10 protein-coding genes and 1 pseudogene are annotated in these 13,408 nt (G+C 71.0%); 3 read left to right on the top strand and 8 right to left on the bottom strand.

Annotated features, from left to right (window positions below; all coding sequences use genetic code 11):
• Positions 1-548: 548 nt before the first annotated feature.
• The 4 genes from ACIQVT_RS04955 to ACIQVT_RS04970 form a co-directional block, all read right to left on the bottom strand.
• A complete protein-coding gene (locus ACIQVT_RS04955) occupies positions 549-893 on the bottom strand; it encodes a GNAT family N-acetyltransferase (RefSeq protein ID WP_403747548.1) in 345 nt (114 codons plus the stop codon).
• A gap of 48 nt (positions 894-941) precedes the next feature.
• Entirely contained in the window at positions 942-1,361 is a 420-nt protein-coding gene (gene panD, locus ACIQVT_RS04960) for an aspartate 1-decarboxylase (protein WP_403747553.1), read from the bottom strand.
• 391 nt (positions 1,362-1,752) lie between these two features.
• On the bottom strand, positions 1,753-2,760 hold the full coding sequence (locus ACIQVT_RS04965; protein ID WP_403747556.1) for a hypothetical protein: 1,008 nt from the start codon (positions 2,758-2,760) through the stop codon (positions 1,753-1,755).
• Between the two features lie 341 nt (positions 2,761-3,101).
• A complete protein-coding gene (locus tag ACIQVT_RS04970) occupies positions 3,102-6,077 on the bottom strand; it encodes a hypothetical protein (RefSeq protein WP_403747559.1) in 2,976 nt (991 codons plus the stop codon).
• Positions 6,078-6,320: 243 nt separating this feature from the next.
• Between ACIQVT_RS04970 and ACIQVT_RS04975 the strand changes: the two genes are divergently transcribed.
• A complete protein-coding gene (locus tag ACIQVT_RS04975) occupies positions 6,321-7,718 on the top strand; it encodes an amino acid permease (protein WP_403747562.1) in 1,398 nt (465 codons plus the stop codon).
• On the opposite strand, the gene ACIQVT_RS04980 is transcribed toward ACIQVT_RS04975, so the two are convergent.
• A complete protein-coding gene (locus tag ACIQVT_RS04980) occupies positions 7,698-7,949 on the bottom strand; it encodes a hypothetical protein (protein WP_403747962.1) in 252 nt (83 codons plus the stop codon). The two genes, ACIQVT_RS04975 and ACIQVT_RS04980, sit on opposite strands and share 21 nt — an antisense overlap.
• An 88-nt stretch (positions 7,950-8,037) precedes the next feature.
• Positions 8,038-8,424 (bottom strand): annotated as a pseudogene (locus ACIQVT_RS04985) (DUF1254 domain-containing protein); the annotation flags it as partial.
• Positions 8,425-8,854: 430 nt separating this feature from the next.
• On the opposite strand from ACIQVT_RS04985, the gene ACIQVT_RS04990 reads away from it, so the two are divergent.
• A complete protein-coding gene (locus tag ACIQVT_RS04990) occupies positions 8,855-9,469 on the top strand; it encodes a DUF1326 domain-containing protein (protein ID WP_403747566.1) in 615 nt (204 codons plus the stop codon).
• A complete protein-coding gene (locus tag ACIQVT_RS04995) occupies positions 9,466-10,224 on the top strand; it encodes a DUF2182 domain-containing protein (protein WP_403747569.1) in 759 nt (252 codons plus the stop codon). Before ACIQVT_RS04990 ends, ACIQVT_RS04995 begins: the two co-directional genes overlap by 4 nt.
• A 476-nt stretch (positions 10,225-10,700) precedes the next feature.
• Here ACIQVT_RS04995 and ACIQVT_RS05000 read toward each other — a convergent pair whose 3' ends face one another.
• Positions 10,701-11,921, bottom strand: coding sequence for an APC family permease (locus ACIQVT_RS05000; protein ID WP_403747944.1), 1,221 nt, complete (start codon positions 11,919-11,921; stop codon positions 10,701-10,703).
• A gap of 228 nt (positions 11,922-12,149) precedes the next feature.
• Positions 12,150-13,328, bottom strand: coding sequence for a GDSL-type esterase/lipase family protein (locus tag ACIQVT_RS05005; protein WP_403747571.1), 1,179 nt, complete (start codon positions 13,326-13,328; stop codon positions 12,150-12,152).
• Between the last annotated feature and the right edge of the window lie 80 nt (positions 13,329-13,408).

A 13,408-nucleotide genomic window follows, 5' to 3' on the forward strand; every position in this document is an offset into this window, starting at 1 on the left:
GGGGGGGGTTGGGGGGGGGGGGGGGGGGGGGGGGGGGGGGGGGGGGGGGGGCCGGCGCCCCCCCCCCCCCCCCCCCCCCCCCCCCCCCCCGCCCGGTGCGCGGTGCCGTCAGCTGAGCGGTGGGCCCGGTTCGGGGTTCGGCACCGGCTCCGGCCCCGGGGGTACCGGTGCGGGGTCCGGCGGTCCGGGTGGCCCGGGATGGGGCGGTGCCGGAGGCGGGGTCGGGTCGGGACCCGGCGCGGGCGGTGCCGGGGCGGGGCCGGGTGGCGTGGGTCCGGGGCCGGGTTCCGGGGACGGCACCGGGCTGGGGTACGGATCCGGCGGGGTCGGGTCCGGGCCCGGTGTCGGGCCGGGCGGAACCGGGTCGGGATACGGGTTCGTCATGGGTCCTGTCCTCCGGCAGTCACGAAGCGTCGCCTCTGGACTCCTCCCCCGCCTACCCGAGGACCGCCCCGGCACTCACCCGACGGCGGCACCGGACGGGTCCGGGTGGGTGGCGGCGGCCACGACCGGATGGGTAGCGGCCGCCACGGGACCCTCCGGCCCGCTCAGAACCGTCCCGGGTACGCGCGCAGCCAGTCCTTCGCCGCCGACAGCAGTTCCGGGTCGGCGGGCGGGGCGACGTCGGGGTGGCGTTCGGCCCACTTGACGACGTACGGGCACAGCGGCGCCACCGGGACGCCCTCCCGCTCGGCGAGGGCGTACAGCTCGCGGGCGAGTGAGCCGGCGATGCCCTTGCCCTCGTGGGCGGTCTCGACGACGGTGTGGACCGGGACCAGGGCGCGCGCGGGCGACTCCAGCACGAAGTACTCGATGCGGCCGACGACTTCTCCGCCGTCGAGGGCCTCCAGACGGCCCGCCGCCCGGTCGTCGCGAATCTCGGTGTCACCCATGGGCACACGCGCTCCTGGTACTGGTCCTGGTCTGGTACTCGCGCCCGGTCAGGCCCGGACGGCCTGGGGGCTGCGCTGCTGCTCGGAACCGGGCACCGGCGCCGAGGGGTCGGCGCCGAGGGAGACGATCCGGTTGCCGGCGTCGACGTGCACGACCCGGGGCCGCAGCACGCGCGCCTCGGCGTCGGTGACCTGAGCGTAGCTGATGATGATCACCAGGTCGCCGGGGTGGACCAGGTGGGCGGCCGCCCCGTTGATCCCGAGGACCCCGGACCCGCGCTCCCCCTCGATGACGTACGTCTCCAGCCGGGCACCGTTGGTGATGTCGACGATGTGCACGAGTTCGCCGGGCAGCAGGTCGGCGGCGTCGAGGAGATCGGCGTCGATGGTCACCGATCCCACGTAGTGCAGGTCGGCCTGGGTGACGGTGGCGCGGTGGATCTTGGACTTGAACATGGTGCGCAGCATGTCGAACTCCCGAAAGACGGCTCCCTGCCTGCCTTTTTGCAGGTCAAGGGCTGTTTCCACACCCTACAACGAGTCGCACGTCCGGGCAGCTGCCCCCAGGTTTCTCAGGACTCATGCTGACCACTTGCCGACTCGCCTGACGCGTCGCCAGTCGGCTGGACGAGGGGTTCGTGCGCCCTTCCCGTGCCTCACCGCCCTGACGGCACGAGCCTACTCAGCACCAGACCAGGGGCATCCGTGATGACCGTCACTCGGAAGGCCCGGACGGCAGTCAGGCGCCGAAGGCGTACGCACTTGCCCACACTGCCGGCCGGGTAACGCCACGAGTGTGTTTGTACCACCCGGCTGCCGACTGAGCCGGCGCGTTCTCCGGGTGGTACATCGGGCTCGGCTAACGCACGCGCACGTACTGGTCGCCCTTGAAGAAATACAGGTCGCCGGCGTTACCGGGTACGCGGCAGGCGTCGTCGACTCCGCCGGAGAAGACGCCGTCGACCCCCCAGACCGCAGCCAGGCTGTCGGGCTCTGAGATCACTTTCTCGTCAGTGACGCGGTAGCACAGGTAGTGGGCGCCCTTGAACAGGTACAGGTCGGTGGGTTGGCCGGGCACACTACAGGCCGCGCTGACGCCCGAGGTGAAAGCGGTGCCCTTCAGACCGGACCAGCCGTCGGCGAGGCTCTGCGGGCCGGAGGTGATCTCCTCGTTTCCGACGTGGTAGCGCAGGTACTGGTCACCCTTGAACAGGTACAGGTCCGTGGAGTTGTCGGGCACGCCGCACGCGGCGTCGATGCCCGAGGTGAAGGCGGTGCCCTTCAGGCCGGACCAGCCCTCGGCGAGGCTCTTGGGCCCGGATGTGATCTTCTCCTCGGTGACGCGGTAGCGCAGGTACTGATTGCCTTTGAACAGGTACAGGTCGGTGCCGCTGTCGGGCACGCCGCACGCGGCGTCGATGCCCGAGGCGAACGTGGTGCCCTTCAGGGCCGGCCAGCCACTCGCCAGGTTCTTGGTCTGGAGCGCCGTGGGTGATGCGGGTGCGCCGGTGGCCGCCGCCGGGCCGTTGACCTCGCGCAGGAGGCGGGATCCCCATGGGCACCAGTGGGAGCCGGGAAGGAAAGCGCCCCCGGCCTCGTCCAAGTGGTCCTCGGTGTAACGCATGCCGGCGTCGCAGACCTCGATGGCCATCGTGAAGAACTGGATGGTGTCCGGGTCCAGGTGGTAGCTCCAGCCCGGGTTGTACGGGGCAGCCTGCTTGCGGATCCTGCCCATCACGTGGGTCTTGTCGGTCTGCTCACCGCGCAGGATCCTGCGCGCTTCCCCGATCCTGGCGTCGTCCGTCAGCTTGAAGACGAACTCCTCGGGTGCGGGCGGGTACACGAACGCAAAGTAGGCCTCGGCCATCGGACGTCCCTCTCGGTCGGTGACGCACACGCGGCCGCACATCGATACGCGCGGCATATCGTCTAACGACGTCGGCCCGCCACAAGCACGACCGAGAAGCCGGGAGAAACGTGGGTCTCGAAGAACGCTCCGCGGAACGGCACGCGCCTCGCCCGGTTCTGCCGCTCCACCGCCGCCGCGATGCGCGGATCCGCCCGACGCGGCGCGGTGACCTCCTGGAGCGAGGCGGCCGCGCGGCGGTGGCACTCGCACGCCGTCCTCCGGTGTTCGCCGGACGGCTCGATGCGCAAGGCGGCCCCGGGACGCGCCACGCGCCCCGGGAGCCCTGATGTCCGGAGGGGTCAGCGGGTGACCATGACCGCGTCCAGACGAACGGTGGAGCGGCCGGCCGCGCTTCCGGAGATCACCTTCAACTGGGCCTTGTGCGTCGCGATCTTCGTACCGAGGGCGTGGGTGAACACCACCTTGCGGTAACTGGTGCCGGCGGAGTAGGTGTTCACGGTACCCACCGTGGTCCCGTCGACGATGACTTGGAAGCGGCCGCCGTTGGGCGCGGTCGTCGCGACGACGCGCAGGGTGGTGCCGTCGGCCGTGAAGGACACGGTGGCGCCCGGGGTTGCGGACACCCGCTCGGTCTTCGCCCAGGCCGAGGTCACCGACTTCGATGTCCAGGTGCCCTTGTAGGCCAGGACCGAGGAGCGGTCGTCGACCGGGATGCCGCTGGCCGCGGCGGCGCTCCAGGCCCCGGTCTGGCCGGCGTCGTCGTGGGCGCGTACGTAGAAGCGGTACGTCAGGCCCGGCTTCGGGGTGACCGGGCTGCCTGAGGAGCCGAAGACCGCCGACTTCGCGGTGGTGCCGGTCTTCCAGGTCTGGAGCGGTCCCAGCGTCCACCCGCCCGTGCTGCTGCGGGTGGCGACCTTCCAGCCCACGTCGTACGACGTCACGCCCGCCGTCTTCCCCGTCCAGCCGACCGGAACGACCGCGCCGGCCGAGGAGTCGGCGGCCAAGGCGGGACCGGTGACGGAGGCGACCGGAACGGTCCTGCGCAGTGCGACCTTTCCGCTGACATCCGCGGCGGTCGCGCCGGTCACCGTGTCCTTCGCCGTAAGGGTCCAGGTGTAGGAGCCCTCGGCCGCCGTCGCGCCCGAGTCCGTCTTGCCGTTCCACGTCGGGGCGACGCTGCCGCCTGAGGCCGTCCCGGTCTGGGTGCGCACCGTGGTGGTGCCGGACTTGAGGGTGAGCGTCCAGGTCACCGGGCGGTTGTACGTCCATTTCGGCGCCCAGGTGTCGGACTTGCCGTCGCCGTTGGGGCTGAACCCGGCCGGGGCCGAGGCGGCGGTGGTGGCGGGGGCGCCGGCCCAGACGATGTGCGTGACGCCGTCGGCGCCCATCCACGCGGCCCAGGGCGCGTCGCGGTCCACCGTCCACCGCTCGGCGGAGGCACTGTCGGCCTTCTCCGGCAGGACGAAGAGCTGCCGAACGGGGGCGCCCGTCACCCCCAGGGCCTGGGCGTTCAGGGCGATGTCCGCCCCTTCGAGCTTGGGGAAGGTGTAGAGCACGTCCGTGCCGAGGACCGGGGCGAGGAGGGAGGAGTCCACCGTCGTACGGGTGGTGCTCCCCGTCTTCAGCAGCAGGCCCTGGGTCCGGGCGGCCCCACAGGTGTTCAGCAGGATCCACGGGCCGCGCACCTGGAGATCGCCGGGCAGGCAGTCGACCGTCGTCACGGTGGTGACGGCTCCGGTGGCCAGGTCGGTGCGGCGGATCGCCCAGGTGGACAGGTCGGTCTTCACCGTGGAGTAGAGGTTGCCGCCATAGAGGGCCGAGCCCTGGGGCACGCGCTCGGTCGCGCCGGTGGCGACGGTGTAGAGCAGCAGGGTGTCGTTGGCGGAGGTGGTCCGGTCCGACAGCAGGAGCCGGTCGCCGTCGAAGTCCACGATCTTGTCGAGCCCCGGCTCCGTCCGCTGGAGGGGGATGCCGGCCCGGGTGCCGTTCGCGTACACCTCATAGGCGTTGCCCTGCTGTACCAGCACCCGGCTCCCGGCTGCCGCCAGTGTCCGGTGGACGATGCCGCCGGAGTAGGCCAGGACCCGCGACGGCGCGGTTGCCGAGGCACCGGAGGCGCTGACCGTCAGACGGGACGAGAGCAGCACGCCGGTACGGCGGGACGAGTCGTCGGCCGTGTAAAGGGTGCCGCCGGACAGGGCCAGAGCGTCGAGCCGGGCCGGACCGGCGGGGATCGCGACGGCGTCACCGGCCGCGGTGGACACTCGGCCCCCGGTCAGGGTCTGGACCGCGGCGTCGACGTCCGGACGGTACAGCGCGGCACGCATCCGGCCGTCGTCGCCCACCGAGAGGTCACCGAACGTGCCCTTGAGGTCGGCGGCGGGGGCGGAGCCGTCGCGGGACATGGCGTACAGCTCGTTGCCGTCCGCGCTCCACTCGTACCAGGCCAGGGTGTCGTCACTGATCCAGCGGGCCCGGTCGGTCGGCAGGGTGACGGTCACCGGGCCGTCCGAGGGCGCCGTCCTCCGCCACTCCGTCAGCTTCGCCCCGTCGACGACACCGACGCGGGTGGGCGTGAACTCCAGGCCCTGCGGCAGCGCGTCGGTGTCGGGTTCCGCCACGGTGACGGTCGCCTCGTCGGCGAAGTCGACGTAGACGATCCGGTGCTCCCAGGACGGTGCGGTCCGGCGGAGCACCAGCGCCCCGTGCGCGTCCGACGCCAGCACCGTGTACTGGGCGTCACCGGACAGCAGGGTGCGGTCGGCGGCGGAGGTGCGCAACACCAGGCGGACCCGGTACTGCGAGTCGTCGTCGTAGTACGCCTGCTGGACGAGGATTCCGTCTCCCGCCTGGCCGCGGTACCGCTCGTCGCCCGCCGCGCCGGAGCTGTCGTAGGCGACGGCCAGCTCTTCCCGGTCACCGCTGTCGGGGTGGCGCAGGGTGACGTGGTCGGCGAGGCCGCCGTTGGAGTTCGCGGAGGTGGCGACGGCCACGACGGAGCCCTGGACGGAGACGGCGTCGACCGGGACGCCTTCGTCGGTGTCGGCCAGCGCACCGAGGTCCTGCGGAGTGCCACCGGACAGCGACAGCCAGCCGTGGGCGCGGGTGCCCGTGGTCGGCCGCTGGCTCCACACGACCGCCTGCCCGGAGCCGGACACCTGGCCGACGGCCGGCACGCTCGTGGTGCGGGCCGGCAGCGAGGTGGTCACCCCGGCGGTGGCCGCGGCAACGGGCGACAGGGCCACCGTGCCTACGACGGTCAGCGCCGCGGCCAAGGTCAGGCAGGGCAGGAGGGGGCGTCTGTGCGACGGCATGGATCGGTTCCTCTCACAGATGAGGGCCGCAGTATCACATGGTCACCCAGCTCCCGTTCGAACGGGAGCCGGCCACCCCCTCCCCCGCAGAACCGGCACAGCTGGTTGTCGCTGCCCGCTTTGACGATTCCTTGACGGCCTGCTGCTGCGCCGGTGCTGTCTTCCTGACGTAGTGTTGACGCCGGTGTGCCGGGAAGTCTGGTCGGCGAGGTCCCTTCTGTTCCTCCGATGAGAGGTCTTCACGTGCCGGCCATCGCTGGGTCCGCCGTTACATCGGCGACCGATGTCTCACCGCACGGACGCACACCGCGCCGTTCCGTCCTTTTCTTCGCGTTCGCCTTCGCGGTGATCGCCGACCCGGTGTCCTCCGTCGCCTACGCGATCGAGGCGGCGCTGCGGGCGCTGCACGGGGATCTGGCGCTGTTGCTGCCGACGATGAGCCTGGTGATCGGACTGGTCGTCGTGGTCACGGCCAACTACTGGCAGCTCGTGCGCCGCTTCCCCAAGGGCGGCGGTGCGGCCGCGGCGGCAGCCCGGGCGTTCGGGCCGCGCTGGACCTTCCTGCCGATGGGCGCGCTGGTCGTCGACTTCGTCCTCACGATCGGCATCTCGATCGCGGCGGCGTCGAGCGCGGTGATCGCCCTGTTCCCGGACCTGGCGGCCTTCCGCGTCCCGCTGGCCCTCGTCCTGCTGCTCGTGGTGGCCGGCCTGACCTGGTTCGGGCACGGCGGGCGGCTGCTGTTCGCCGTCATGACAGTGGCGTTCGTGGTGGTTTCCGTGGCTGTCCTGGTCCTTGGCTTCGCCGCGCCCCACGCCACGGGCCACGCGGTCGCCCCGCACGATCCCGGTCATCCGGCGATGCTCGCCGTGGTGCTGGCCTTCCCGGTCGCCATGGCCCTGGCCACCGGCGTGGAGGCGCCGTCCACCGCGATCGCCCAGCTCGGCCAGCTCGACGACACCCACCGTCGCCGCTTCGGCCGCGGCACCCTGGCCCTGCTCGTGGTGATCGTCGGTGGCCTCACGCTGGCACTGACCGCGCTCGCCGTCCGACTGGACATCGGCATACCGGGCGGCGGCTCCACCCAGATCGCCGACATCGCCCACGCCGCGGCCGGCCCCGGCTGGCTCTACGGCGCCTTCCAGCTGACCAGCTCGCTGCTGCTGCTCGCCGCCGCCAGCTCCTCCTTCCAAGCCGGCCCCGGTCTGCTGAAGGCCCTGTCCGGCAGCCCCGAACAACCGGGCGTGCTCCCTCCGGTGCTCGGCCGGATCAACCGCCACCACACCCCGTACTGGTCCGTAGTGGTCTACCTGGCGGCCGCCGCGGTCATCATCGTCGCGGCGGCAGGGCAGGAGCAGGAGCTCGTCCTCTTCTACGCGGTCGCCGTCTTCGTCAGCTTCCTGGTGGGCCTGCTCGCCATGACCCGCTTCGCCCGCGGCGAGGGCAAGACAGCGCTGGCCTGGATGAACGGGATCGCTGCGGCGGCCGTGGCGTTCACCCTCGTGGTGAACCTCCTGCGCGGCTGGCCGGTGCTGTCGATGGTGGCCACGCTCCTCATCGCCGTCGGCCTGTACCTCCGCTGGAACCGGGCCGGACGACCCACGGGTATCGAGGACGTCGAGTCACAGGCGGAGGCCGGTTGATGAGGAGACGGTCGGGCACGTCCTACCCCTGCCAGAGGCCTCGGTGCGCAACGGGAACGGGATACTGAGGTCGTAGGTATTGCCCAGCTCGTCCTGAACGATGCCGGCCACGCCGTTCTTCGGCCGCAGGATCAGGTCCTCCTGCACCTCCTCTCGGTGGTGGTCTGATGGCCGCTTGGGTGGGCGCGGCCCATTCAGAAAAGCCCCGAGGACATCGAACTCGTCCGCCATAGCCGCCAGTTCGGGAACGAGTACGTCCCGGTCGTGCGGCAGGTCCTCGGCGTCTCGAAGTGCCGAAGAGACGCATAGGCGTGAGCCGGTAGTGCCGTTGGAGTGCCCGGACGTTCGGTACATCGCCTTCGCCGTCCATCAAGGTCCGGCCGATGACCAGGATCCAGGGACTGGTCGCCCGCGCCGTGGCACGTGCGCCAGGGGGCAGGTCACCGCTCCAACCAAGTGGCACGACAGCGAAGTGCCCGTTCTTCGCCCCGGTCGTGCGCCGGCCGGCATAGTCGGCGTTGTCGGACGTCATGCCGATCCATTCGAACGTGAGGTACCGGTCGCCCATGTCCGGATGCCACAGGACACCCAGCCCACTACGCGTCCGGCACCGTGAGTCTCCCGCCCAACACCTGGTTCGGAAGCCCGAGGACCGCTGGGGTGATGTCGGGACGGCCGGGGACATCGCGATTACACAGACGACCATTGACGAGGGCGGGCGGGCAAATGCGCCGGGCCGAAATGTGAGGGCCAGTCCTCAAGGACGCCACGCAGACCAACCGACTGGGACTCGGCCTGCCGGAATTTCGTGCCCGGCACATCCTCTTCCACTGGAATCGCACGGGCTTCACCACTCGCCAGCAGGCCACCTGGTCCTACGCTGCACGCAAAGCCGTCCCCGGCGAATAAGTCGGCAGCGACGGCTAAGACACCGCTGCTGATGGTCGTATCGCTGTCGCGAGGCGTGCTTATGAGGTCACGGTTGCCCCGGTGCCAGGCCGGTGAGCTGCACTGAGAGCAGATGTGCACGAGAGCGCGCTTCAGGAATAACCTGGAAAAGAGCGGCACCGGGGTGGAGCGGACCTTCTCGATGCATCCCCCTGCCCCCGGGGGCCGCAAAACAGGGAGGAAGAGTCATGCCCTGGAATTTGAACGGCACGTACCTGGAGAGCTGTAACTGTGACGTGGTGTGCCCCTGCACCACCTCGGGCCTCACCGCACCGGCCGACCACGAGCGCTGCCAGGTGACCTTCGCGTTCCACGTGGACAGCGGCGACGTGGACGGCGTCGACGTCGCCGACCGCAGTGTGGCCGTCTTCATCGACGGGCCGCGGGTGATGGCCGAGGGCGGCTGGCAGGTGGCGCTGTACGTCGACGCCTCAGCCGACGACGGCCAGGCGGAGGCGCTGGGCAAGGTCTTCTCGGGCCAGGTGGGCGGCCCCATGGCGGGGCTCACTCCGCTGATCGGCGACATCCTCGGCGTGGAGCGGGTCCCCATCGACTACCGGGACGACGGTCGCCATCACGTCGCGCGGGTGGGCGATGCCATCGACATCGAGATCGAGGATCAGGTCGCCCCGCAGTTCGGCGAGGACGGCCCGGTGATGGGCCTGACGGGCATGTTCCACCCCGTGAACAGCACACTGACGATCGCCCGGTCCACCCGAGCGACGGGCGACGGCGTGTACGGCCGGTCCTGGGACTTCACGGGCGGCAACGGGCATTCGGCACCCTTCACGTGGTCGGGATGACCGGTGGGCCGGTTACCGTCCGCATCCGGGTGGCCCCTGCCGGGCTGTTGTTGGTCGTGGCGGCCGCAGCCTGGGTCTGGATGGTGACGCGCTGGGGCGGCATGCCGGCGATGCCCGGCACGATGGGCTTGGGCCTAGCCGCCTTCCTGGCCGTGTGGACGCTGATGATGACTGCGATGATGCTGCCCGCCACGGCACCCGTCGCCGCCTTGTACGCACGCACCATCACCGTGCACAGGTCATCGCGCATGGTCGTTTTCACGGTCGCCTACCTGCTCGTCTGGGCCGCGGCCGGGCTGCCGGCGTATGCGCTGGCTGTCGGCCTCGGCCGGGTGGCGCGTCTTCCTCCCGCGGCGGGGACGGCAGTGGCCGCTGCCGTGTTCGCGGTCAGCGGCGTCTACCAGCTCACGCCTCTCAAAGATCGTTGTCTGGCGAGGTGCCGTTCGCCGATCGGCCTGATGCTGCGCTACGCCTCGTACCCGGGGGCCTCGCGCGATGTGCGTGCCGGGGCCCACCACGGGACCTTCTGCCTGGGCTGCTGCTGGTCGCTGATGGTGCTGCTGGCGGCGTTCGGTGTCATGAATCTGTGGGCCATGGTGGTTCTGGCCGCCGTGATCACCGCTGAGAAACTCGCTCCGGTCGGTCGCCTGGTGGCCCGTGCCGTAGGGATCGCCTCGATCGTCCTGGCCGTCGCAGTCTTCTGGTTCCCGGCGCTGGCTCCGGGGCTCACCGACGCTGGTACGGCCGGGATGTGAGGACGGGCCGCGCCCCGCCGAGGAGGCCGGGCGGGTACGTGAAGGGGTGTCGCTCGGAGCCGCTGGGACGGGGACGGCCGGTTCCTCGGTGAGGGCCCCGGCACCATCTGCTCTCGAGGGTGAGGTGGGCGCGGGCGGCGCCGTCGGCAACGGATGGCGCGACTGAGATGCCGACGAAGGCGAGGGAGTGCTCGGCCTCGCATGACAACCTCGGGCCGCAGCCGCGTGTTCGCGGTATCCCGCCCATACGCTCACCGGGTACCGCCAGGCACACCCTGACGCGGCCTCGAGGATGATCGCAGCCGGCGCTTCCCGATCACCGGCCCGCCGGCGGGCGCCGCCCTGCGGGCGGATGACCTCGGCCAGTGGTACCGCCCGCCGGATCAGCTCCCACAACTCGTCCGGCACCAGCCGCTCAACCAGATTCGCCATGCACAGTTCGACGAACCATCACGCCACGAGGAACGACGTCCTGGTCAGGGCAGACGACGGACCCTCACCTCGCGGCATGCCCGGTATGCAACCGCTCCGAAGCCCAGCACAGCCACGCCCCACCACACCGACGAGGCGGGCAGAGTGAAGGCCAGGACCAGGCAGCCCGCCAAGCCGACCACGGGGATCGCGCGGTGCGGTCGATTTTCCTCCGCCGTCAGAGTCCAGGCGGCAGCGTTGGCGACGGCGTAGTAGACCAGCACGCCGAACGAGGAGAATCCGATGGCACCGCGCACATCGGTCGAGGCGGCCGACACCGCGACCACCGCTCCTACGGCCAACTCTGCACGGTGCGGCACATTGAAGCGCGGATGGACCGCGGACAGGGCTTGCGGCAGATGCCTGTCCCGGGACATGGCCAGCGTCGTACGCGAGACCCCCAGGATGAGCGCGAGCAGCGAGCCGAGCGCCGCCACCGCGGCCCCCACGCGTACCACAGGCACCAGCCCATCGACGCCTGCCTGCCGGACGGCCTCGGACAGCGGCGCCGCCCGGCCCGCCAGTCCTGCCGGCCCCAGAACCACGAGCACCGCCACCGCGACACTCCCGTACACGACCAGGGTGAGGCCCAGGGCGACGGGGATGGCGCGGGGGATCGTGCGCGCCGGGTCTCGTACCTCCTCGCCGAGGGTGGCGATACGGGCATAACCGGCGAAGGCGAAGAACAGGAACCCGGCTGCCTGGAGCACTCCGGTCACGGACGCGTCGGCCCCGACGTCCAGCCGTCCGGATCGCGCTTCCCCCGAGGCCAGGCAGGCCACGACCACGGCCGCGAGTACCAGCAGCACGACGGTCACGATCATCCGCGTCAGCCACGCAGCCTTCTGTACGCCTACGTAGTTGACTGCCGTCAGCGCGATCACGGCAGCCACCGCGACGAGATGCGCGTGCCCCGGCCACACGTACGACCCCACTGTGAGCGCCATCGCCGCACACGACGCGGTCTTGCCCACCACGAACGCCCACCCGGCCAGGTAGCCCCAGAACTCGCCCAGCCGCTCCCGGCCGTACACATAGGTCCCACCGGACCGCGGATACCGCGCGGCGAGGCGAGCCGAGGACGTGGCATTGCAGTACGCGACCACGGCGGCGATCGCAAGCCCCACCAGCAGGCCTGAGCCCGCGGCCCGGGCTGCTGGCGCCAGAGCCACGAAGATCCCGGCACCGATCATCGACCCCAGGCCGATGACCACGGCATCGAACATACCGAGCCGCCGCTCCAGCACGACTGCATGACCGTTGCGCGAGTGCGGGTCCACGCGAGCCTGCCCATCCGTCGTCCACCGATGTCCGGGCACGATATCTGGTGCCCATGAACTTAGAAGTGGCCTGTTCGGTACACAACGCAAAGGGTGCCATCAGCCGCGCGCTGCCTGTTCTCGGAGAGGGACTCGAGGCTCGCACGCTCTGCCCGCAGGCCGCGGGTATCCGGGTCAGCCGGTCGTGATGGCGAAGGGCCCGTCGTTCGCGAAGACGAGTTCGGCGAAGTTCTCGCCGATGCGACGGTGTCCCTCGGGGCTGGGGTGGATCGCGTCGGGCAGGGGGAACTCGTCGTGGTCGCTCTGGCCGTAGAGGGCGAGTCCGTCGAGGTAGTGGAGGTTGGGGTCCTCGGCGGACCGCTGTTCGACGATGTCGGCCAGGACGTCGCGGACGATCGTGAGCGTCAACCGCCCGGCCGCGGTCTCGGCCGGATCACCGGTGGCCTGGAACTTCAGGGTTCCACCGGAGAAGTCCGGCATGAGAGGTCCGGGGGTGTTCTCGTGGGTCGGACACAGGAGGGGGGATACCAGGAGCACGGGGGTTGTGGGGTGGCCCTCGCGGATGGTGTCGAGGAAGCCGTGGACGGCTGGGACGAAGGCGCGCAGGCGCATGGCGTCGCTGTTGACGACGTTGATGCCGAGCTTGAGACTGATCAGGTCCGCGGGGGTGTCGCGCATCGCGCGGGCGGTGAACGGGTCGACCAGCGCGCTGCCGCCGAATCCCAGGTTGATCAGCTCCACATCGCCTGCGGAGGCGGCCACGGCGGGCCAGATGGTGCTGGGGAAGACCGCGTTGGATCCGTGGCTGATGGAGCTGCCGTGATGCAGCCACACCCGGCGCCCGGTCTTCGGGGCCGGCTCGACGGGGGCGTCGGTGCGCAGGGCGATGACCTCGGTGATCTCCGCGTGCGGGAGCCAGATCTCGATGTCCTTCTCGCCGGCGGGGAGTTCGGTGAAGTGGGCGGTGCCGGCGGGACCCGGGGTGAACTCCGCGTTCTGGGTCTGCATGTCGGTGATGGTGCGCAGGTTCCCGCCGACCACAGTGGCCTGGGCGGTGAGGCGGCCGTCGACCAGGAGGTCGTAGACGCCGTCCGGTGGGGGCGGGAAGCCCCGGTAGACGCGTTTGGTCGGCAGGGTGTCCAAGCGGATGGTGGTGGCGCCGGTACGGAAGGCCAGCCGGACACCGGAGGGCTGGGCCTCGGCCACGGCCAGCAGGTCGTCGGGGATCTGGCGGCGCGCCCAGGCAGGCAGCCGGTGCGGCAGCAGGCCGTGGGCAGTCTCTTCCACGTCGAGGTGTCCGCGCAGGAAGTCGGCGGTGACGGGGGTGGTGATCAGGTTCCGTTCGGTACTCATTGCCTCAGGGCTGCTCATTCTGCGGTGGGGGTGTCGGGCGTCGGGTCGGCACAGGGAAGCCCTCGCGGGTGACGCGGCCG

Origin of the sequence: Streptomyces sp. NPDC100445 (genome assembly GCF_044759735.1) — a bacterium.
In the GTDB taxonomy this organism is placed as follows: Bacteria; Actinomycetota; Actinomycetes; order Streptomycetales; family Streptomycetaceae; genus Streptomyces.

Excerpts from the sequence above, each read along its gene's own strand:
- ACIQVT_RS04955 (WP_403747548.1), bottom strand. The coding sequence starts at position 893 with ATGGGTGACACCGAGATTCGCGACGACCGGGCGGCGGGCCGTCTGGAG.
- panD (WP_403747553.1), bottom strand. The coding sequence starts at position 1,361 with ATGCTGCGCACCATGTTCAAGTCCAAGATCCACCGCGCCACCGTCACC.
- ACIQVT_RS04965 (WP_403747556.1), bottom strand. The coding sequence starts at position 2,760 with ATGGCCGAGGCCTACTTTGCGTTCGTGTACCCGCCCGCACCCGAGGAG.
- ACIQVT_RS04970 (WP_403747559.1), bottom strand. The coding sequence starts at position 6,077 with ATGCCGTCGCACAGACGCCCCCTCCTGCCCTGCCTGACCTTGGCCGCG.
- ACIQVT_RS04980 (WP_403747962.1), bottom strand. The coding sequence starts at position 7,949 with ATGGCGGACGAGTTCGATGTCCTCGGGGCTTTTCTGAATGGGCCGCGC.
- ACIQVT_RS04990 (WP_403747566.1), top strand. The coding sequence starts at position 8,855 with ATGCCCTGGAATTTGAACGGCACGTACCTGGAGAGCTGTAACTGTGAC.
- ACIQVT_RS04995 (WP_403747569.1), top strand. The coding sequence starts at position 9,466 with ATGACCGGTGGGCCGGTTACCGTCCGCATCCGGGTGGCCCCTGCCGGG.
- ACIQVT_RS05000 (WP_403747944.1), bottom strand. The coding sequence starts at position 11,921 with ATGTTCGATGCCGTGGTCATCGGCCTGGGGTCGATGATCGGTGCCGGG.
- ACIQVT_RS05005 (WP_403747571.1), bottom strand. The coding sequence starts at position 13,328 with ATGAGTACCGAACGGAACCTGATCACCACCCCCGTCACCGCCGACTTC.